Source organism: Helicobacter pametensis ATCC 51478, assembly GCF_000518225.1.
Lineage (GTDB): Bacteria > Campylobacterota > Campylobacteria > Campylobacterales > Helicobacteraceae > Helicobacter_G > Helicobacter_G pametensis.
Genome location: NZ_JADE01000009.1, coordinates 89,636 through 109,295, shown reverse-complemented (window position 1 = coordinate 109,295; position 19,660 = coordinate 89,636). Strand labels below are relative to the sequence as shown.

At 35.6% G+C, this 19,660-nt stretch carries 19 protein-coding genes and 1 pseudogene; 8 read left to right on the top strand and 12 right to left on the bottom strand.

Going from position 1 to position 19,660, the window contains the following annotated elements; translation table 11 throughout:
* Nucleotides 1–128: 128 nt before the first annotated feature.
* The 8 genes and pseudogenes from T391_RS0103220 to ruvC all read right to left on the bottom strand — a co-directional run bounded on the left by T391_RS0103220 (nucleotide 129) and on the right by ruvC (nucleotide 8,502).
* The gene (locus tag T391_RS0103220) at nucleotides 129–704 is read right to left on the bottom strand and encodes a hypothetical protein (protein WP_027327128.1); all 576 of its coding nucleotides are present in this window, start codon (nucleotides 702–704) and stop codon (nucleotides 129–131) included.
* The gene (locus tag T391_RS07810) at nucleotides 701–2,101 is read right to left on the bottom strand and encodes an AAA family ATPase (protein ID WP_051420568.1); all 1,401 of its coding nucleotides are present in this window, start codon (nucleotides 2,099–2,101) and stop codon (nucleotides 701–703) included. Before T391_RS07810 ends, T391_RS0103220 begins: the two co-directional genes overlap by 4 nt.
* Nucleotides 2,102–2,146: 45 nt before the next feature.
* Nucleotides 2,147–2,344: pseudogene (locus tag T391_RS08505) on the bottom strand (hypothetical protein); the annotation flags it as partial.
* A gap of 101 nt (nucleotides 2,345–2,445) precedes the next feature.
* Nucleotides 2,446–4,386 (bottom strand): ATP-dependent nuclease, encoded by a 1,941-nt coding sequence (locus T391_RS0103205; protein ID WP_027327127.1) that lies wholly within the window; start codon nucleotides 4,384–4,386, stop codon nucleotides 2,446–2,448.
* Between the two features lie 21 nt (nucleotides 4,387–4,407).
* Nucleotides 4,408–6,855: a hypothetical protein gene (locus tag T391_RS0103200; protein ID WP_027327126.1), complete on the bottom strand. Its 2,448-nt coding sequence runs from the start codon at nucleotides 6,853–6,855 to the stop codon at nucleotides 4,408–4,410.
* A gap of 17 nt (nucleotides 6,856–6,872) precedes the next feature.
* A complete protein-coding gene (locus T391_RS07805; protein WP_051420567.1) occupies nucleotides 6,873–7,382 on the bottom strand; it encodes a virulence RhuM family protein in 510 nt (169 codons plus the stop codon).
* 12 nt (nucleotides 7,383–7,394) lie between these two features.
* Nucleotides 7,395–8,024 carry an FAD-dependent thymidylate synthase gene (thyX, locus tag T391_RS0103190; RefSeq protein WP_027327125.1) on the bottom strand — a complete coding sequence of 210 codons (630 nt, stop codon included), beginning with the start codon at nucleotides 8,022–8,024 and terminating at the stop codon, nucleotides 7,395–7,397.
* Nucleotide 8,025: 1 nt separating this feature from the next.
* Nucleotides 8,026–8,502: a crossover junction endodeoxyribonuclease RuvC gene (gene ruvC, locus T391_RS0103185; protein WP_027327124.1), complete on the bottom strand. Its 477-nt coding sequence runs from the start codon at nucleotides 8,500–8,502 to the stop codon at nucleotides 8,026–8,028.
* A gap of 96 nt (nucleotides 8,503–8,598) precedes the next feature.
* Between ruvC and dnaA the strand changes: the two genes are divergently transcribed.
* The 7 genes from dnaA to T391_RS0103150 all read left to right on the top strand — a co-directional run bounded on the left by dnaA (nucleotide 8,599) and on the right by T391_RS0103150 (nucleotide 15,441).
* The gene (dnaA, locus tag T391_RS0103180; RefSeq protein WP_027327123.1) at nucleotides 8,599–9,927 is read left to right on the top strand and encodes a chromosomal replication initiator protein DnaA; all 1,329 of its coding nucleotides are present in this window, start codon (nucleotides 8,599–8,601) and stop codon (nucleotides 9,925–9,927) included.
* A 175-nt stretch (nucleotides 9,928–10,102) separates the two neighbouring features.
* Complete coding sequence (dnaN, locus tag T391_RS0103175) at nucleotides 10,103–11,173, top strand: DNA polymerase III subunit beta (protein WP_027327122.1); 1,071 nt, start codon at nucleotides 10,103–10,105, stop codon at nucleotides 11,171–11,173.
* A gap of 21 nt (nucleotides 11,174–11,194) precedes the next feature.
* Nucleotides 11,195–13,519, top strand: coding sequence for a DNA topoisomerase (ATP-hydrolyzing) subunit B (gene gyrB / locus T391_RS0103170; protein WP_027327121.1), 2,325 nt, complete (start codon nucleotides 11,195–11,197; stop codon nucleotides 13,517–13,519).
* Complete coding sequence (locus tag T391_RS07800; protein ID WP_034583654.1) at nucleotides 13,520–13,714, top strand: superinfection immunity protein; 195 nt, start codon at nucleotides 13,520–13,522, stop codon at nucleotides 13,712–13,714.
* A 12-nt stretch (nucleotides 13,715–13,726) separates the two neighbouring features.
* The gene (gene plsY / locus T391_RS0103160; RefSeq protein ID WP_034583652.1) at nucleotides 13,727–14,383 is read left to right on the top strand and encodes a glycerol-3-phosphate 1-O-acyltransferase PlsY; all 657 of its coding nucleotides are present in this window, start codon (nucleotides 13,727–13,729) and stop codon (nucleotides 14,381–14,383) included.
* Entirely contained in the window at nucleotides 14,383–14,706 is a 324-nt protein-coding gene (locus T391_RS0103155; RefSeq protein ID WP_027327119.1) for a dihydroneopterin aldolase, read from the top strand. Before plsY ends, T391_RS0103155 begins: the two co-directional genes overlap by 1 nt.
* Before the next feature lie 90 nt (nucleotides 14,707–14,796).
* Nucleotides 14,797–15,441 carry a YdcF family protein gene (locus tag T391_RS0103150; RefSeq protein WP_027327118.1) on the top strand — a complete coding sequence of 215 codons (645 nt, stop codon included), beginning with the start codon at nucleotides 14,797–14,799 and terminating at the stop codon, nucleotides 15,439–15,441.
* 21 nt (nucleotides 15,442–15,462) lie between these two features.
* On the opposite strand, the gene T391_RS07795 is transcribed toward T391_RS0103150, so the two are convergent.
* Complete coding sequence (locus T391_RS07795) at nucleotides 15,463–15,783, bottom strand: ArsR/SmtB family transcription factor (protein WP_051420566.1); 321 nt, start codon at nucleotides 15,781–15,783, stop codon at nucleotides 15,463–15,465.
* Nucleotides 15,784–15,891: 108 nt separating this feature from the next.
* On the opposite strand from T391_RS07795, the gene T391_RS0103140 reads away from it, so the two are divergent.
* Complete coding sequence (locus T391_RS0103140; protein WP_027327117.1) at nucleotides 15,892–16,821, top strand: permease; 930 nt, start codon at nucleotides 15,892–15,894, stop codon at nucleotides 16,819–16,821.
* Here T391_RS0103140 and T391_RS0103135 read toward each other — a convergent pair.
* From T391_RS0103135 to T391_RS0103125, 3 genes are read right to left on the bottom strand one after another with little or no spacing between them, the layout of a single operon-like run.
* Nucleotides 16,803–17,471 carry an acylneuraminate cytidylyltransferase family protein gene (locus T391_RS0103135; RefSeq protein WP_027327116.1) on the bottom strand — a complete coding sequence of 223 codons (669 nt, stop codon included), beginning with the start codon at nucleotides 17,469–17,471 and terminating at the stop codon, nucleotides 16,803–16,805. The two genes, T391_RS0103140 and T391_RS0103135, sit on opposite strands and share 19 nt — an antisense overlap.
* The gene (neuC, locus tag T391_RS0103130) at nucleotides 17,468–18,601 is read right to left on the bottom strand and encodes a UDP-N-acetylglucosamine 2-epimerase (RefSeq protein ID WP_027327115.1); all 1,134 of its coding nucleotides are present in this window, start codon (nucleotides 18,599–18,601) and stop codon (nucleotides 17,468–17,470) included. Before neuC ends, T391_RS0103135 begins: the two co-directional genes overlap by 4 nt.
* Nucleotides 18,598–19,641 (bottom strand): N-acetylneuraminate synthase family protein, encoded by a 1,044-nt coding sequence (locus tag T391_RS0103125; RefSeq protein ID WP_027327114.1) that lies wholly within the window; start codon nucleotides 19,639–19,641, stop codon nucleotides 18,598–18,600. Before T391_RS0103125 ends, neuC begins: the two co-directional genes overlap by 4 nt.
* Nucleotides 19,642–19,660 lie beyond the last annotated feature (19 nt).

Genomic DNA, 19,660 nt, shown 5'->3' with positions numbered 1-19,660 from the left:
AGATTTGATACTTAGCCTTTTGGCTAAGTGTGCAAAATGTTTAATTGCAAAGCATCAAGATTGAATCAAACTAGACACTTGATCCAAAAAATTTCTAGAGAGGATTTGTGAAGGAGGGGATACAAAAATCAAAACCTATCAAAAAAGCTATAAGCATCAGCAATTTCAAAAATCCCATTTTCATCACAAGCAATAGGGATAAGATGCAGCTTATCACCTTTATTGTTTTTTGGTGTTATGCTATTTTTCTGCGAAATTGCTGAATAATAAAACATCACCTTTTTTACCTCGCAATTATCCAAATCAAAAATTTTAGATTCCTTGCAATGATTATAATTTTTGAAAACAAAATCAAGAAAATATGTTGAGCTTTGGATCTGTCTCATTGCTTTTGAACGATTAAGCTCAGTATTAGAGCTTTTAATCTCACAAAAGTACACATAAAGATTAGTTTTTTTACAAATCAAAACAATAAAATCACAAGATTCTAGTCTCTTGCCCTCAAAGAGATCATCAATAACTTTACAAGTTTCAATATCTTGTTGGATTACCAAAACATCATCTCTATTTTGAAAACAAAGATTGATCTCTTTGATAATGCTCCGGCTATCATTTTCTTTGATGATGAAATTTTTGCCTTTTAGTTTTGGTTTTAGATGAGCAATGGCTGCATCTCTAAGTTTTCTTAGATCGCTGTTTGTCATGAAAGATTCCTCAAAACCTCTTCAAAGATTTCTCCTTGATTTTCATTTTGTATATCAATAGGATCATCAAATGTATCTATGTAGATTCCCTGCTTGGGATTGATGCTCATTCTTTGCAAAACATTTTCTTTGCTTTTTTTATCTTTTATGGCTAAATAAGCTCTTATGCTATCAGGATTAAGCTTGTGATGCAAGCTATAATTTTTACTAGAAAGGCCTTGAATCTGTTCATCACTCAAATTATTTAACATAATACAGTTATTAATTTCTCGCACAATGTAATCACTGTGAGTTGTAATAAAAATCTTGATCCCTGCATTTGCTAAAAGTGCAAAAAGTCTAGCTAAAAGAATCTGATTTTTGGGATGAAGGTTGAGCTCTGGCTCATCAATCATGAGGATATCTCCTCTTTGGGCTTGATGTAAAAGATAAAAATTAAGCATAAGCAATGATCTAACTGAACTTGAAGCACTTTGAACTAGAATTTTTCCTTTTGTCGCTCTATGTCTAGCCTCTGGTGCAAAATAAATCCCCTCTTGAGTAACAATATACTTTCCACCTACAACACAATGAAGCAAATCCAAAATCTCTTTATACAAAGCGACTTTCTTTTCTTCTTTTTTAATAAAACTTGTTTTTTTGACAACCTCATCTAATTCACGAATAAAGTAAATATTATCCTTTACTGGTTCAGGATATCTTGATGCACGATTTAGTAAAATGTCATAAACATCTATGTTTCTACCATTGCTTTTTTGAATCTTCTCAACAATTTCGTTTTTATTAACATCAAGCTCTTTTTGAAACATCGAAGCTCCAGTTCTCTCAGCACTAAGAATAAAAATGTTTGGAAATTTTTTAAAATAAATTGCTTGAAGAATACGAATAAAAGTTCTCTCAATAATCTCTACTTCAAAGTTTTCAACTAGCGTAATTACCACTTTTTTCTCAGAAACCTCTTCAATAATTTCCACTCTGAAATTAAAAAAACTACTTTGGTTTATTATTGTAAAAATTTTTTCTAATTCTTTATTGTTTGCCTGTAAATCAGTTTTAAATTCACTCGTTTGAAAATCTTCTTCTTTTCCCGCAAAAACATCAGATAAATTTTTTAGATAATCTTCTGATAACATCTGGATCGTTTTATTGACAATTACTAAAAATTTTTCTAAATCAAAAACAATTTTTGGCTCATCAATCTTAATAATTTTTTCAAATTCATTAAATACTTTCCTAAAATGAAAAAAACCTGCTTTTCTCATAAAATCCAAATAGCCATACAAACTATAAGTCGCATAAGTTTTTCCCGTGTTGTTTTCCCCACAAATAAGCGTAATATTTCCCACTTCAAACTCGGCTTTATCAAGCATTCCGATTTTTTTAAGTTCAATTTTCATTATAAATTTCCAAGATCTGATTTTTAATCAAAACTCTAGCATTTTTTATTCCCTCAAGAACCCATACTCATAAATCTTTGGTTCTAGCTTTTTGGCTAGAGCATTGAGGGATTCTGTGAGAGTGGCGATGAGGATTTTGTAGTGGGGATCTTCTGCCTTGCTTGGAGGATTCATTTTGCCTTGCGAGTTTCTGCCTTGGAAAAACTCTTTGATGTCATAGAGTGAGGCATTGACATTATATGGTTAGATACAATATCAAATAATCTATAAAAAATACATAAAAACTAGACTCTAGGACACTCTAAGAGGATTCTCTCTTACTTATATTTTGAAGCAAAACAATTTTATATGCTTTGAATTTTTTCTTTCAATCTCTTAATAAACATAAAAAATTCTTCTTTCATATGCTCTTTTTTAGCCTTGTGAGCAAGTTTTTGCTTTACTTCTTTTTCTAATTCTTCTTTTTTTTCTTGTATATTTTTTTTCTGATTTTCTTTAACTTCATCAATTATTCTTTTTGCTAATTCCTGATTGTCTTTATATTGTTTAATATATTCCAATATCTTTTCTATTTCTTCTTGAGCAAAACCACACTCATCTTTGGTATTGAGAGAAATACATGTCCTAATATTGGTAATTGCTGATTTTCTAGGATTATATTTATCCACACTAAACCCCATCTCTTCTAGCGTTTTTTTAATATATTCATTTTTAAAAAAATCTTCAAGACTCTCACATTGCTTGTCTACCTCTGAATAATCCAACCAACAATTAGCAAAACTTACAAAATCTTTTTTAAATTTTTCTCTCTCTTGCCTTGAAACTTGATCAGAATCTGCTACAACCAAAAATTTTTGACCTGTTAGTTGAATATCGTTCACGCATCTATCTACCTTTTTTATACCTCCAAGGTAAATCATGCCGTATTTGTTGCAAAACTCTTTTTCCAAGAATTTTTCAAAGAGCATTTTGTCTAGATAACCTTCAAATAAAATATTAATTGGCTTAACTCTCTCAAAAATATTTGAACCTATTGCTCTCATAATCAATTCATCTTCCATAAAATCTACGCCTTCAATTGCCATAGAATCTTTTTTATTGATTTGAGTAATGCCATCTTCCCTTTCTACAATCAGATGCCTTGAATTCTCTCCAACGGCATTTATATCAATCATATATGGAGAATGTGTTGAATAAAAAATAATGTTATTCTCTCCCATTTTAATCAGAACATCCCTTAACTGCTTGGCACTTGAAGGATATAAAAAAGCATCAGGTTCATCAAGTAAAATAATTTTTAGAGAATCACTATTGCCAACACTTAAGGTCAAAAGAATTGTAACGAAACGTTTAAACCCTTCACTTCTCTCCTCCATAGCATATTCAATTTCAGAATTCGAATCTCTTATAGAGATCTCAAGGTTATTTCCGTCCTTGTTAAGAACAAAATCTATTTTTTCAAAATCCTTCCAAATTTCTCTAAATTTTTCTGTTGCTTTGTTTTGAACTCTTTTTAAAAGAGTTCTTACCTGTTTTGAATCCCCATTAGTTTGATTATATGTTTCTACAATATTCTTTACACCTCCAAGATGAAATAAGTTTTTTAAGGGAATACAAGTATTTGGATCACTAAAAAAACGATCAAGCTCAACATTGGGAGGAAGCAGATATTCTTTTTTATAACTCCACATTTGACAATCAATTTTTGGAAAATCTGGAATATAGCTCCGCAAGATTTGATCAACTAGTTTTTGAACTTCCAATAAATTTTCTCTATCGCCTTGAGTTGAAAAAACCTTATCAACTAAAAAGACATCTTGCTCCAATTCATATTGTTTAATTTTCTCATCACAATTCCACCATCGTTTGGTCGAATCCTGATCTCCTATTATGTAATCCAACAATACTTCTTTGTAAGCAACATTCAACAAGTCAAGAAGAGTTAATCCGTTTTTAAACTTGACAAGATTAATATTTATATATTCTTCATCAATTTTTTTTAAAATTGTTTCTTTTTCTACATCGGTTAGGGTGTATTCAGCACAAACAAAATATTCCTCTTGCTTAATGTCATACTCCGTTGTTCTTCTTCTGTCTTTCAAGCCTTCTTCCTTGCTTGGTTTTTGTTCCTGAAAAAGTGTGTTGATAGCCTTTAAAATATTGCTTTTTCCCGCCTCATTTTTTCCAACCAAAACTGTACAATAGCTGCCATTGATTGCTTTAATAGGTAATTCTATATCCTCTATTGAACGAAAGTTTGAAATCAATATTCTTTTTAATTTCATTTTTTGCTCCTTTGTTTTAATTTATTCTTTCAAAAACCCATACTCATAAATCTTTGGTTCTAGCTTTTTGGCTAGAGCATTGAGGGATTCTGTGAGAGTGGCGATGAGGATTTTGTAGTGGGGATCTTCTGCCTTGCTTGGAGGATTCATTTTGCCTTGCGAGTTTCTGCCTTGGAAAAACTCTTTGATGTCATAGAGTGAGGCATTGACATTATAAGGCTTGGCTCTAAAGTCTTGGGCGTGATAGTAGGCATAGATCTCTCTCCCTGCTTCAAACACTGCTTTGGCTTCATGGCTAAACTCTAGCTTCTTGCTCATTTGTTTGCCCCCAAGAAGAGAATTAATCTCAATCTTACCGTGCATAAAACGAGTCATAAAATTGCTTGTAAATGCACTCTTTGCCCCTACTTCGGATTCTGTAAAAGGGATAAAGTGGTTTGTCCCCTCTGTGCTTGTAATGCGATTTTGCCCATGAAAAAGGGTAAAAGCCAAACAATCGCTTTGGAACTCTTTATCCTCCTCCCATAGTGAATTTGGAGCGTAAAACTGATCTCTATCATTGATCCAAGTTGCTTGTATTGCGTGGCGAATCGCAAGATAAACACAAGATTCAATCAAGTTTTTTGGTGTTATGATATTTGTGTGATTGAAATTATTCTCACTACTAATGCGAATATAGTTTTGATTTAGAAAATCATTCCCTCGTGTATTCATAACCCCTATTTCTTCTCCCTCTTTATCGTAACAAAGGCGATACCAATCATTGATATAGTTTTTTTCTTTACCATTTTCTGTATAAAAACTCTTTTGCCCCAAATAACAATTTTTTGAATCAAAAATATCTAGCTTAATTTCATCAAATTTTTCCTTATGGCATGTATTCCAAATTAAAAATCCTATGGGAAATTGCCCCTTAACATTGTCAAAAGTGTTTGCTGGACTTATAAAACCATTAAGAAATCTAGCCCTAAAGTTGGAGCGAAATACAACAAAATTTTTTGCATTTATATATTTTAACTTTGAAAAACATGCCAAAATACTCCCATTTATCTCGCAAATGACACGCATAAAGAATTGTGTAAAAAGCTCATTTTTTGCTCCACCCAATTCATTAGAATATTCTCTTCCAATAGAGCTTTCTGCAACTAGGGCTTTGTTTGAACCTGTTTCTGTAATCTGTGTTGCACTCGCCGCCTCGGCATAAGGAGGATTGATATAGATCACGAGTTTTTGACGCTTTTTTTCATCTTTTAAAATCTCTTGAAGTTTTTTGGGGACTTTTGATTCTGCTAGCACATTGCCCTTTTCATCGACTTTGTCAAAAAACTCATCATTGAGAAAATCAAACTGAAAGATATGGTTTTCAAAGAGATTTGCTCCATTTTTGATTCTCTCTTTGATGATATCCACATCAGGCTTATCGAGCGTGGAGCAAAAGATATTTCTAGGGTTGCTTAGCCCTGAGAGCAGATTTCCCGTCCCTCCTGCACAATCCCATACATAATACTCCTCTTGCCAATCCTCTCCCAAAGCTTTAGCAAGATATTCTTGGGATTTTTGCACCCAAATTTTGGGAGTGAAAAACGCTCCTTTTCGCTCTCTCACATCTTGGGCGACTAGCAGATCACGGCGAGCGATGATGTATTCCCAAAACTCCTCTCTTGGAGGGCGTTTATACACACTCCAAAAAATTTGATGAGCCTTTTGATGATCTTTGAAATTTGCGATTTCATTGCTTTGAGTGCCTAGAAGTGTGAGCTTTTTGTTGAACTCATAGTGCGAGCCTTTGAGGATGGCATAGAGTTTGTCGGTGATTGTTGTATTTTCAATAGAGAGCAAATCAGCTAGATAAAAATCAGCATCCAAGATTCCCACTTCCTTGGCTCTCTCCCAATCGATGCTAATGCTATCTTTGACCACTTCTACCCACTTGAAATACACGCTGACAAAGTTGTTTTTGTCTATTTCATATTTGTTGATTTCATCTGTAGTGAGGTTTTGAGAGATGAAGTTTGAGAGTTCCTTGCTTTGGTTTTCATAGGAGAAGAGAATCATCTCTTTTTCTAAGATAGGTTTGAGCTGAGAGAGAAGGGAGAGGAATTGAGGGGTTTTGTGATTGCTTGGCGTAACACTCCAATCAATATCATTTTGATAAAACACCTCTTGGATACTTGCAAAGGAGAGAAAAGCAAACTTTTGAGCATCAAATGCTCCTAGGAATTTTGGAGTTTGCTGTGTGTTGTAGCGGTATTTTCCGATTGTGAGGATAAGCTGGATAAAAGATTCGTAGATACAAGAATCTTTGCCATTTTTAGCTTCTGCCCACAAAAGATTGATTTCTCCTAAGATTCCAAGATTTTGTGTGATAGAGAAGTCGATTTTGTCTCCAAAATAATTGAATTTTTTGAAGTAGAGATCTTTTATCTTGCTTTTGAGCTTTTCTTCTGTGAGGTTTAAGAGCTGATTCATCTATTCTCCCTATTAGATCAAATATTTTTTACTAATTCCTTTGCTAAATCTTCTAGTTCTTTTTCTACTCTAAGCTCTGCGGATTCTAAGAAAACATTGACTAAGCGATTAAGGCTATCAAGTTCATCAAAATAATCCGTGCGTCCATTGGGATTTTTCAATCTTTCTGTATCGACTAAAAACCCTTTTTGGAGATAGGTTTGGAGATTTTCATTTGCCCATTTGCGAAATTGCAAACCTCTTTTGCTTCTGACACGAAATCCAATCGCTAGAATCATTTCCAAAGAATAAAATTTGACTTTATATTGTTTTCCATCTTTGGCAGTATGTAAATTTTCCTTACATACTTCTTCTTCCCTTAATTCCGCATCTTCAAAGATATTTTTGATGTGGATAGTGATGTTTTCTCTTGAGGTGTCAAAAAGTTTGGTAATCAGTTCTTGTGTGAGCCAAACACTCTGCCCAAACTCATAAAGTTCGACTTTGACCTTACCATCTTGAGTGTGATAAATAAGAATATTATCCATTCTTATTTCTCTTCACTTTTCACTACTCATCACCCCTTCAAACAAAAACTTATGCTCCTCTGGTAATGCCTCAAAAAGAGCAAAAGCTAGTTTTCTAATCTCCCATAATGCTGCTTTTGAACTCCTAAGAGAGAGAAAATTTTGTAACGCTCTTGCATTCACACTCCAGGCTAGAGCAGTTTTATAAGATTCTGGCATTGCATATTTGGCTAGATCATTAGAAATCCCATCAAGCAAAAGCATTTGGAGATTTTTAAGAGCTTGGATAGAGGAGCGATCCACTCTCTCATCTCCACTCATCACAAGATATTTTTCTGCCACAGATTCGATGTTTTCTTCACTTTTGAGTTCTTTGAGAGTATAGCGAGAAGATTTGACAGAAAGTGAAGCGTGACGATGGCGTGCGAGCTCTTGAAGACAAGCTCTACTGATCCCATCAATTGCAAAATTATAAGTGAGGTGTTCAGCCACAGAGCCATGTTTGTGTTTATTCAAAATCCGATCCAAAAACTCTCGATCAGCTTGGATGATCTCATCAGTAGGAAGAGGATAACATCCTCCTCTCTCTTGAGATTGCCAACAAGTGCGTCCTGCACTTACACAAAGTGAAAGTGGGGTGTGAAAAAGTAGCTTGACTTCCATTTTATCTCCTTATTTTGATTCGTTGGATATGTGTGATCCCCACAGCGATCGCATCTGTGATATCTAGTGGTTTGATCTCTTGTGTGATTCCCAAAAGCTTTTTGACCATAAAAGCTACTTGAGTTTTATCTGCTTTGGCTTTACCTGTGAGAGCTTTTTTGATTTGCAATGGAGTGTATTCATAAAAATATCCAATCTCTTGCAAAATTTTTAGACTGAGTGCTCCACGAAATTGAGCAAGTTTGATCACGGTCTGAGGATTATAAGCATAAAACATACTTTCAATCGCCACTTCATCAATCTTTTGATGTTTCAACACCAAATCAATCCCTTCAACAAATTCTAAAATCTGAGTTTGTAATTCTCTTTCTTTGATTTTGATAAAACCTGCTTCAACCAAACGCATCTTTTGATTCTCAAAACTCAAAATCGCATATCCACAGTTTCGACTTCCAGGATCAATCCCTAAGATATTCATCCTATTTTTATCCCTATTTTTGTGCTTTTTGCTAATATTTTTGCCAAAGAATTCACAATTTTTTTCACATTGTGAAAACTTCAAAATGGAGCAAATATGATTGGAAATGATATATTAAAAATCCTCAGAGAACGCATAAGTATTGAGGAATATGATCACTATATTTCCAAGCTTAGATTCGATGAAAATGCCTCAAAATCGGATCTTAAAGTCTTCACAGTTCCAAACATTTTCTTAGCAAATTGGATTCAAAATAAGTTTTCACAAGAGATTTCCTCACTCTTTGAAGAACTCACTCAAATCAAGCCAGAGATAAAAATCATTGTCGAATCTAAAAAACAAAATGTGAAAAACTCACAACCTCAACAAATCCAAAAAAAAATAATCACCAAAACCTTCCTCAATCCTTCTTACACATTCTCTTCATTTGTCGTAGGAGATAGCAACAAACTTGCCTTTGAAGTCTCAAAAATCATTGCTCAAACTCAAGCCAAGAAATATAATCCTGTGCTTTTATATGGTGGGACTGGTCTTGGCAAAACACATCTTCTCAATGCAATTGGCAATGAAGTGGCCAACAATGGAAAAAATGTGATTTATGTCACAGCTGAGCAGTTTCTCAATGACTACATGGTCAGAATCAACAACAATACAATGGATCGATTCCGAGAAAAATATCGAAATTGTGATTATCTTTTGATCGATGATGTGCAGTTTTTTGGGGGCAAAGAAAAGATCCAAGAAGAATTTTTTCACACCTTCAATGAGCTCCACAATAATTTCAAACAAATCGTGATGACAAGTGATAAAGCACCCAAAAAAATTCTAGGACTTGAAGAAAGACTCAAAAGTCGCTTTGAATGGGGATTTTGTGCAGATATTATCCCTCCTGAATTTGAGACAAAAATCGCCATCATTCATCAAAAATGTCAAATCAATGGAATCCACTTAGATGAAGAAACGATTCACTTTCTAGCCTCTCACATCAATGACAATATCCGCCAAATTGAAGGGATCTTAATCAAACTCAATGCACAAGCTTCAATCCTAGGACAAGATATCACCCTAAAAATGGCAAAAAATGCGATCAAAGAATCTTTGGAAGAAAACAACGAAAACATCACTCTTGAAAATATCATCAAAATGGTTTCAAAAGCCCTCAATATCAAACCCTCAGAGATCAAAAGCAAAAGTCGCACAAAAAATGTCGCAAACGCAAGACGCTATGTGATCTATCTAGCAAGAAGTCTCACACCAAATTCTATGCCAGTCCTAGCCAAAGAACTCAATATGAAAGATCACAGCGCAATCTCAAAGGCATATAAAAAAATGCAAGAAGAGATCGATGAAAATCTCCACACAAAAGCAATCATTGATGAAATCAAAACAAAAATCCAAGAAGAGCAGACTAAGAAAGATTTGTGATTTAAGATACAATTATGGGTTTATAGTGAAGTAAATCAGTGAAACAATGTGAAAACATTACAGAAACTTTTCACAATCAAAAGCGTGAGAACTAGCAAGATCAAAAGAGTTTTTCAACTTTTCACTGATCACTACTATTTACTACTACAATTCTTAAAATTACAAAGGAGAGTTTATGAGAATCACAATATTTAAAAATGCTCTTGAGATTGTTCTGAATAATTTTCAACCTTTTTTAGACAAAAGAGATTTTTCTCAAATCACATCACACATCTTTTTCAAAACAATTGATAATCAACTCCTTTTAAGAGCAACAGATTATGAGATCAGCATCCAAGCTCAAATTGATGTTTCTGGCATAGAAGAAGAGGGACAAGGCACAGTCAGTGGGAAACAAATCCTAGAAATCATCAAACGCTTAAGAGATGACAAAGAAATCTCTCTAATCTCAGATGATGAATCTTTGATCATCAAACAAGGAAGAAGTCAATTCAAACTTCCTATGTTTAATGCTGAAGAATTTCCAAAATTTCCTAACTACACCACAGAAACAAAAATTCAAATCCCCTCTAGCCAATTTATCAATGCCATCAAAAAAATCAATCCTGCCGTTGGAACAAACAACCCCAAGATAGAGTTAAATGGAGCCTTACTCAATATCAAAGAATATATGATTGATTTTGTTGCAACAGATACAAGACGCTTGGCACTGATGAAATATGACACCCAATCCATAGCCACTCTCTCAATCATCATCCCCAAAAAAGCTCTTAATGAAATCCAAAAACTTTGCATTGATGAACTTGATCTCTATCATAATGAGAATCAACTCATCATCAAAACAGGGATTTATACATTCTCAACAAAACTCACAAATGGAAGATTCCCAGATTATGAGAGAATCATCCCCAAGGCTTTCACTCATACTCTAGAGTTACCCAAAAATGATTTCATCAGTGCTATTAGAATCATCAATTCTGTTTCACAAGAGATCAAAATGACTTTTAGACAAAATGAGATTCTTTTTGAGAGTATGAGCAGTGAAAATTCTCAAGGAAGCACACAATGTGAAATCCAAACAAATTTTGAGAATGAGTTTAGTATCGGAATCAATTCCAAAAGTTTGCTTGATTTTCTCGCTCAAGTGGGAGAAGATCGCTTCACACTTTGCCTCAATGAAGCAAACAATCCTTTTATGGTCAAAAGTGAAAATTTTTCAACAATTATCATGCCAATCATTCTATAAAAGATAAAAATCGGAGCAATAATGAGCGAAGAAATCAAAGATTATGGTGCGGGGAATATCAAGGTTCTCAAAGGATTAGAAGCTGTTAGAAAACGCCCTGGAATGTATATCGGGGATACAAATGTCAATGGTCTTCATCATATGGTTTATGAGGTGGTGGATAATAGCATTGATGAGGCTATGGCTGGGTATTGCAATAAGATCTCTATCCGTTTGACAAGTGAGGGGAGCGCTATTATTGAAGATAATGGGCGTGGGATCCCTGTAGATATGCACCCAACTGAGAATCTTCCCGCAGCCACGGTGGTTTTGACAGTGCTTCATGCTGGTGGAAAGTTTGATAAAGATACTTATAAGGTCAGTGGGGGATTGCATGGAGTAGGGGTGAGTGTGGTCAATGCCCTATCACGCCATTTGATTATGACAATCAAACGAGATGGGAATATTTATCGCCAAGAATTCAAACAAGGGATTCCTACAAGCAATCTAGAAATCATTGGTCAAACTAAAGAGCATGGGACAACCATCGAATTTTTCCCTGATGGGGAAGTGATGGAGGTTTTGGAATTTGATGCAGAGATTCTCATCAAGCGTTTCAAGGAGATGGCTTATCTCAACCATAACATCACAATTTCTTTCACAGATGAAAAAACAGGAAAAAGAGAAAAATATCATTTTGAAGGAGGTCTTAAACAATTTGTTGAAGATATCAACAAAAAACCTCTGATCTCTGAAATCATTAGTTTTGATATCAATGATGAAGAACTTGAGGCAGAAATTGCTCTAGCTTATAATGAAGGCTATGATGAGAAACTTTTAAGCTTTGTCAATAATATCCGCACACCAGAGGGTGGGACACATGAGGCTGGATTTAGAGCAGGACTTAGTCGAGCAATTTTGAATTATATTGAGGCCAATGCCAATGCGCGTGAGAAAGATGCTAAAGTCACTGGAGATGATGTGCGTGAGGGACTTGTAGCGATTATTTCTACAAAAGTCATGGAACCTCAATTTGAAGGTCAAACCAAAGGCAAACTTGGAAGTTCTTTTGTCAAACCTATTGTGCAAAAACTCACTTATGAAAAACTCACAAAGTTTTTTGAAGAGAATCCTATCCAAGCCAAAGCCATTATGCAAAAAGCACTTTTAGCAGCACGCGGAAGAGAAGCAGCTAAAAAAGCAAGAGAGCTTACACGCAAAAAAGAAACACTCTCAGTAGGGACTTTGCCTGGAAAATTAGCAGATTGTCAAAGCAAGGATCCAAGCGAATCAGAAATCTATCTAGTTGAGGGAGATAGTGCAGGTGGAAGTGCAAAGCAGGGGAGAGATCGTGCGTATCAAGCGATTTTGCCTTTGAGAGGAAAAATCCTAAATGTCGAAAAATCACGCCTTGATAAGATTCTTAAAAGTGAAGAAATCAAAAATATGATCACAGCCTTTGGGTGTGGGATTGGAGAAGAATTTAGCCTAGAAAAGCTTCGCTATCACAAAATTATCATTATGACGGATGCTGATGTGGATGGCTCACATATTCAAACACTTTTGATGACTTTCTTTTATCGTTATCTTAGACCTTTAATTGAAAATGGACATATTTATATTGCTCAGCCTCCACTTTATCGATTTAAAAAAGGCAAAAAAGAGATTTATCTCAAAGATGAGAAAGCTTTGAGTGAGTATTTGATCGAAAATGGGATTGAAAATTTTAGCTTTGAGGGGATTGGGACAAGGGAATTGCTTGAGATTCTCAAATACATCTCAGCTTATCGCAGTGTTTTAAAAGAGCTTGAAAAACGCTATGCGATGATTGAAGTGGTAAGATTTCTGATCGAAAATCGTGATTATATTGGACTTGACTTTGTCCAGATGAGTGAAAAGATCGAAGAATTTTTAGGAAAAATTGAGTGTAATATCCTCAATAAAATCATCAGTCAAGATGAGATTTTGTTCTATGTCCAGACCAAAAGTGGGCTTGTCGAGCTTGTGTTAAATGAAGAACTTTTCACAGACAAATATTTTGAAGAGGCTTATTATATCTACAACAAGATTCAAGAGAGAGATTTAGGCTTTTTAAATGGCAAGGATCTTTTGGAAGTTTTGGAAGAAATTGAAGAGAGTGCGAAAAAAGGAGCATATATCCAACGCTATAAAGGATTGGGTGAGATGAATCCTGAGCAACTTTGGGAGACGACGATGACACCCCAAAACCGCACACTTTTGCGTGTCAAACTTGAAGATATTGAATCAGCTGATGAAATCTTTACACTCTTTATGGGAGATGAGGTTGAGCCAAGAAGGGCTTATATCCAAGAGAATGCTAAGAATGTCAAGCATTTGGATGTGTGAATGGAATATTTTTATGCCTTTTATTCTCCGACATTGGCTTGGATTTTTGGGATTTTTTATTTTATCCCCTGTGTGATTGCTTTTGTTCGAGGTCATAGTAGTCGCTATGGAATCTTAGTGCTCAATTTTTTCTTGGGTTGGACTTTTATTTTTTGGGTTGTATCTCTAGCTTGGGCATTGAGCAAAAAGGATTAGAGGAGAGAGGAAATGTTTGAGATTTTAAGTAATATCAATGTGATTTTTTATCTTTTGGCTTATGCATTGGGGGGGATTCCCTTTGGATTATTGCTATGTAAAAGTGTCTATGGAATCAATTTGAGAGAAGTTGGATCAGGAAGTATTGGAGCGACAAATGTCTATCGCGCGATCAAAGAAATCGATCCAAGTAAGGCTAAATTTTACTCAATTCTCACTATTTTCTTGGATGCGACAAAGGGACTTTTTGTCGTAGCTTTGGCAAAGATTTTTGGGCTAAGTTATGAGACACAGTGGATGATTGCTCTTTTATCTGTGATTGGACATTGTTATAGTCCATATTTGAATTTCACAGGGGGTAAAGGGGTGGCGACTGCGATTGGCTCTGTGTTTTTACTTATCCCAATTGAAGGGAGTTTGGGGCTTTTGGTGTGGTTTATTGTAGGAAAGATGTTCAAAATCTCATCTCTCTCTTCTCTTGCTGGAGTTATAAGCGGACTTGTTTTGACCTTTATTGTTCCTTATGTTTTACCATTGTCTCAAAGCATCAATATTCTTTCACAGATCAACTCTCATGCACCTGTGATTTTGATTGGTGTGTTGATTCTCTATACTCATATCCCCAATATCATTCGACTTTTTAAAAAACAAGAACAAAAGATCTTTTGATGATTCTTCTCATCGAAAGATTAGAACTAGAAGTGATTATCGGAATCTTATCTTTTGAGCGAGAAAAGCGACAAAAAATTATTATCGATGCAGAATTAGAATATGACTATTGTGGAGAGTATTTAAATTATGTAGAGATTGTAGATTTTCTCTCTTTGGAGTTTGAGAAAAATCGATATGGACTTTTGGAGGAGGCATTGCAAGATTTGAACTCTAAGCTTAGACAAAATTTCCCCACTCTTACAAAAATTTCTCTCTCAATCAAAAAGCCAGACATTCTTCCAAATTGTGTTGTAGGGGTGAAAGTTGAAATGACTAAATAGCCACTTTGTTATTTGTAAATTCTTCAAGAGGATTGGTTTTGTTTTAAGAGATCAACCAAATAAATACCAGATAAATATTTGGAACAATCAATGAAAATTTTAAAATTTTTGAGTTTAAGTTTAGGATTTTTAATTTTGACAATTTTATTTTTTTGGGAATCGTTGTTTGAAGGTTATGCCAGAAATTTTGAAAAAGAGATGCTTAAAGATAATGGGGCACCATATGAAGCAGTGTTTATTCTTGGGGGAAATCCTATTGCTCGTTTGAATGAGGCAATTAAGCTTTATAAGGAAGGAAAGGTTAAGAAGATTCTATTTACTCAAATCAAAGACTACAATCGCAGTTTTCATACAATTTTGCAAGATGAAAGCACAAAACTTTCACGCGTTTTGTCAAAATTTCAAATCCCATTTGAGATGATTAAAACTTTGAGTCAAAATGGTGCAAGCAGTACACTTGAGGAAGCCATAGATTTTGCTTATTATGTCCAGAATCATCAGATTAAGGAAGTCTTACTTCTTACAGATTCTTTTCATACCAAACGCACTTATGGAACTTTTTCTAAGGTCTTGGCTAAGCAAAATATCAAGCTTTATGTTTTGGGTATTTCAAATCCTTATTATAATGAGAAAAATTGGTGGAAAAGTGAGCTTGGACTTCGCACCTATATCACAGAAAGCGGAATCTATTTGGCTCAATTTTTAGGGATCACTCAATCTATTAAAGCTCATTAGAGTTTGGGAGAGTATTTGTATCTAAATATTTTCTTTTGCAACAGATTGTTTGAGTTTTTGGATCTGGCGGTTTGCACTCTCTTGAGCAACCTGATCAAGAGAAATCAGAAACTTATCCAAGCAACAAATCGCAATGTTATAAAATACCTGATTACCTATTTTTTCATCAGAGATGATTCCGATGTTTTTGAGAGTAGAGAGAGCTTTAGAGACGCTTGATTGGCTTTCTTGACAAGATTGCATAATCTCACTGACATTTTTTCGACCTTCACAAAGGCATTCTAAAACTTTCAATCTCAAAGGATTGCTCATGGCTTTTAAGATGTCAATTTTGATATTCATATTTTTCCTTATACAAAAAGCCAATTCTATCTATTTTTGATTCTATTGATTCTAAAGAGAGTTTATAATAATATTCCAATATTAGAATATATATCTAAAGGAATACTTATGAATCTTACATTTTCCTCTTATTTTGTAGAGTTTTTCAAGCTCTTTTTTGAAATCTCATTTTTGTTTTTTGCTGTGGGGATGCTGATGAAATTCTTACAACATCGCTATGCGAACACTTTCCAGAAATATCTTGCAAGAGATTCTCTTTTTTCTTATTGGAGGGGGATTTTACTGGGAGTCATGACACCATTTTGCTCTTGTTCGACGATCCCTGTTTTTCGCTCTCTTTTGCAGACTAAATGTAGCTTTGGAGCAAGTATGGCTTATCTTTTGACTTCTCCATTACTCAATCCGATCACTTTTGTTTTGCTTTTGAAGATTTTGGATTGGAAAATTGCTGTGTTTTATACATTATTTATTATGTTTTCTATTTTTATGATTTCTGTTTTTGTGGCAAAGATAGATTCCAAATCGCTTTTAAGTGATGAGTTTGCCAGATCACTGTCTCCAAGATTTTCACTTACCCCAACTCAAGGCAAATGCTGTGCGACTTCTTGTTGTTCTGCTTCTAACAAATTGACATTGAAAGGCTTATTTATCTCAGAATTTCAGGACTATAAAAAGATTTTTCCCTATCTTTTGATTGGGATGGCATTGGGAGCGGGGATTCATAATTTTTTGCCCACAGATTTTTTGAGCTCTTATGTGAGAGGGAATATATGGGAGCTTATACTTTTGGCATTTGTAGCTGTATTTTTATATATTCGGATTGATTTGGCACTTCCGCTAGGATTAGCACTTGTCCAAGCAGGGATGCCTGTAGGCTCGATGATGTGTTTTCTTATCGCTGGAGGAGGGGCGAGTTTGCCTGAGTTTATCTTGCTTAGATCGATGTTTAAATGGCGATTTTTGATGTTATTTATTGGAATCGTGATGGGGATAGCCATCTCTTTTGGATGGATTCTTAATCATTTCTTTTCTTTGTGATCCACAAAATCCTCTTCTCTATCAATGTCTAGTGAATCTTCTTTACTCATCACATAGCCGATTGCATTGTCATTAAAGCTTGTTTGAGGAGTAAGAGTGGAGATGAGATTGAGATAGATCGCTCCATTGAGGCGGTAATAAGGAGGCAAATCTTGGCGACGCACAGAACTTTGAGTTTTGAGCAAAGGAGAGAGAAGATTGTCTTCAAGTGTTCGCATAAAAAGTGGATGTTCATCCACTTCACACACGCTTGCTAGACTTTGGCAATGACAAGAGAGAAAAAGCTCATAAGCCTCTTTGATATGAGTAGCATTTCTTAGAGGGGAGGTGGGTTGAAGTAAGAGAAGCACATCAAACTCTTTTCCCAAGATTTTGTATTTTTCTAGAGATTCTATGATGCACTCAATACTTTTGCTCTCATCTCTTGCGCTTTCTTTGCTTCTCAAAAATGGCACACTTGCTCCATATTCTCTAGCAATAGAGGCATAATCCTCACTATCTGTACAGACAAACACTTCATCACAGATTCCACTCTCAATCGTGCTTTGGATACTATGAGCTAAGAGGGGTAATCCTCTAAAGGGGCGGATATTTTTGTCTCTCACACCTTTGCTTCCACTGCGAGCAGGAATGAGTGCTAAAACTTTCATAACACATCCACAAAGTTTTTTTGCAAAGGAAGATCCCAGACTTGACTATCTCGCAGGATTTGGATAAATCTCTCAGCACTTTTTCCATCCCCAAACTCTTCTTTTCTTACACTTTTAAGTGTAGGAATGGTATTGATGGCTTTGAGAATCTCATTTTTGTTTTCAGTGCAGGAGAGGATGGAAGGATTTTCTTCATAGCGTCCATTTTGACGGGAGCCAAGGTTGATGCAAGGGATTCCAAAAAATGGAGCTTCCCTCACCCCAGCAGAGCTATTGCCAAGGATGAATTGTGCATTTTTGAGGAGGGTGAGAAAGGATTCAAATTTGATTGATTTAAAGATCGCAAAGCGTGCATTATTTTCAAGAGTTTGAATTTGTTTGATGATGAGATCAGAACCAAGATCGTTGTTGGGGTAGATGATGATGAAATTTTGATTGGATTCTTTAAGTGCTTGAAAGATTTGTGTAAGTTTTGAGGGCAAATCTTTGTGTTCTGTGGTGGTTGGATGGTAGGCAAAAATCGCATACTCTCCATCAAATGCCTTGATTTGATGATAATGCTCACATACTTCTGTAAGACTTGGCAGAGCACTTGAGTTCATCACATCAAGATCTGGTGAGCCAATCACAAAGATATGATCTTGTTTTTCTCCGAGTTGGACTAGGCGAGATGAGGCTTTTTGGTTGGCTACGAAGTGAAGATGAGCAAGTTTGGAGATGCTATGGCGGATTGATTCATCAATCGTTCCACTGACTTCTCCCCCCTCAATATGAGCCACTAAAATATTATTAAATGCTCCAACAATCGCTCCTGCGAGGGCTTCTAGTCGATCTCCATGCACTACAATCATATCAGGGCGTTCATCTTGGATAAATGCCGAAAATTGAGCGATGCACTCACTTAGAGCCAAATCCATTCTCTCTTGTGCCTGATAAGGCTTGGCTAAAAAAACTTGATCAAAACCATCTTTGTAGATTTCCATGTAGGTTGAGCCATAAAGTTCAAGAAGATGCATCCCACAAGCAAAAATTTTATATTGCAAATTTTTAGATTCTTTGATCTTTTGAATGAGGGGTTTGATCTTGCCCCAATCCGCCCTCGTCCCACTTAAAAAGATGATTTTTTTCATTTTTCGATCATATCCCATGTGATATGTGTATCAGGAGTGATGTCACACATGGCTTTTTTGCCCAAGATTTCTTCATAAAATTCTGCTTTGATCTCTCCAATCCCTGGGCGCTTGACCCATAGGTTTTGAGCACTAAATCTTTCCCCCTTTTGGATAGAGGCAATGCTTACGCAAGTAGAAAATGCAAAATCCATCGTGACTTGCTCTTCTTTTGTTGGTTTTTTCTCTCCCCCACGCATAGCAAAAATTTCATGAGAGCTTTGGATGAGCTCTTGGCACTCCTGCTCATCCATCGAGCAGATAATGTCAGGGCCGATTCTGTTTTTGTGATCTGTGAAATGTCTCTCAATGATGCTTGCACCTAGAGCCATAGCACTTTTGCAAGCATTGTTGTTGAGTGTGTGATCACTTAATCCAATAGGAATATCAGGAAATTCACGCATCAGCTCTTGCATCGCTCCAAGTCTCACAAGGTGAGGAGGTGTGGGATAGAGATTGGTTGTATGAAGGAGTGCAAAGGGGACTTGATACTCTTTGAGAATCTTGACAGTCTTTCGCACACTCTCTAAGTCATTCATTCCTGTGGAGATGATCATGGGTTTTCCAAAACTTGCGATATGTTTGATGAGAGGGAGGTTGTTCATCTCCCCAGAGCCGATCTTATAGGCACTCACTCCCATTCTCTCAAGTCGATTAGCTCCAGCTCTTGAAAATGGTGTGGAGAGAAAAATCATTCCCTTATTCTCTACATAATCTTTGAGCTCGATCTCTTCTTCCTCGCTTAAAGCACATTCGCTCATAATCTCATAAATGCTTTTTTTGCTATTTCCGGGGATTGTTTTTTGAGCTAGTGTGCTCATCTCATCTTCTATGATGTGGGTTTGGTGCTTGAGGATTTCAACTCCTGCACGGTTAGCACTATCCACCATTTCTTTGGCGATCTTAAGACTTCCATTGTGATTGATTCCAAGCTCAGCAATCACCAATGGTTCAAAATCAGGGCCGATTTTGCGATGTTGGATTTGGATATAATTTCCCATTACACTCTCTCTCAATAAT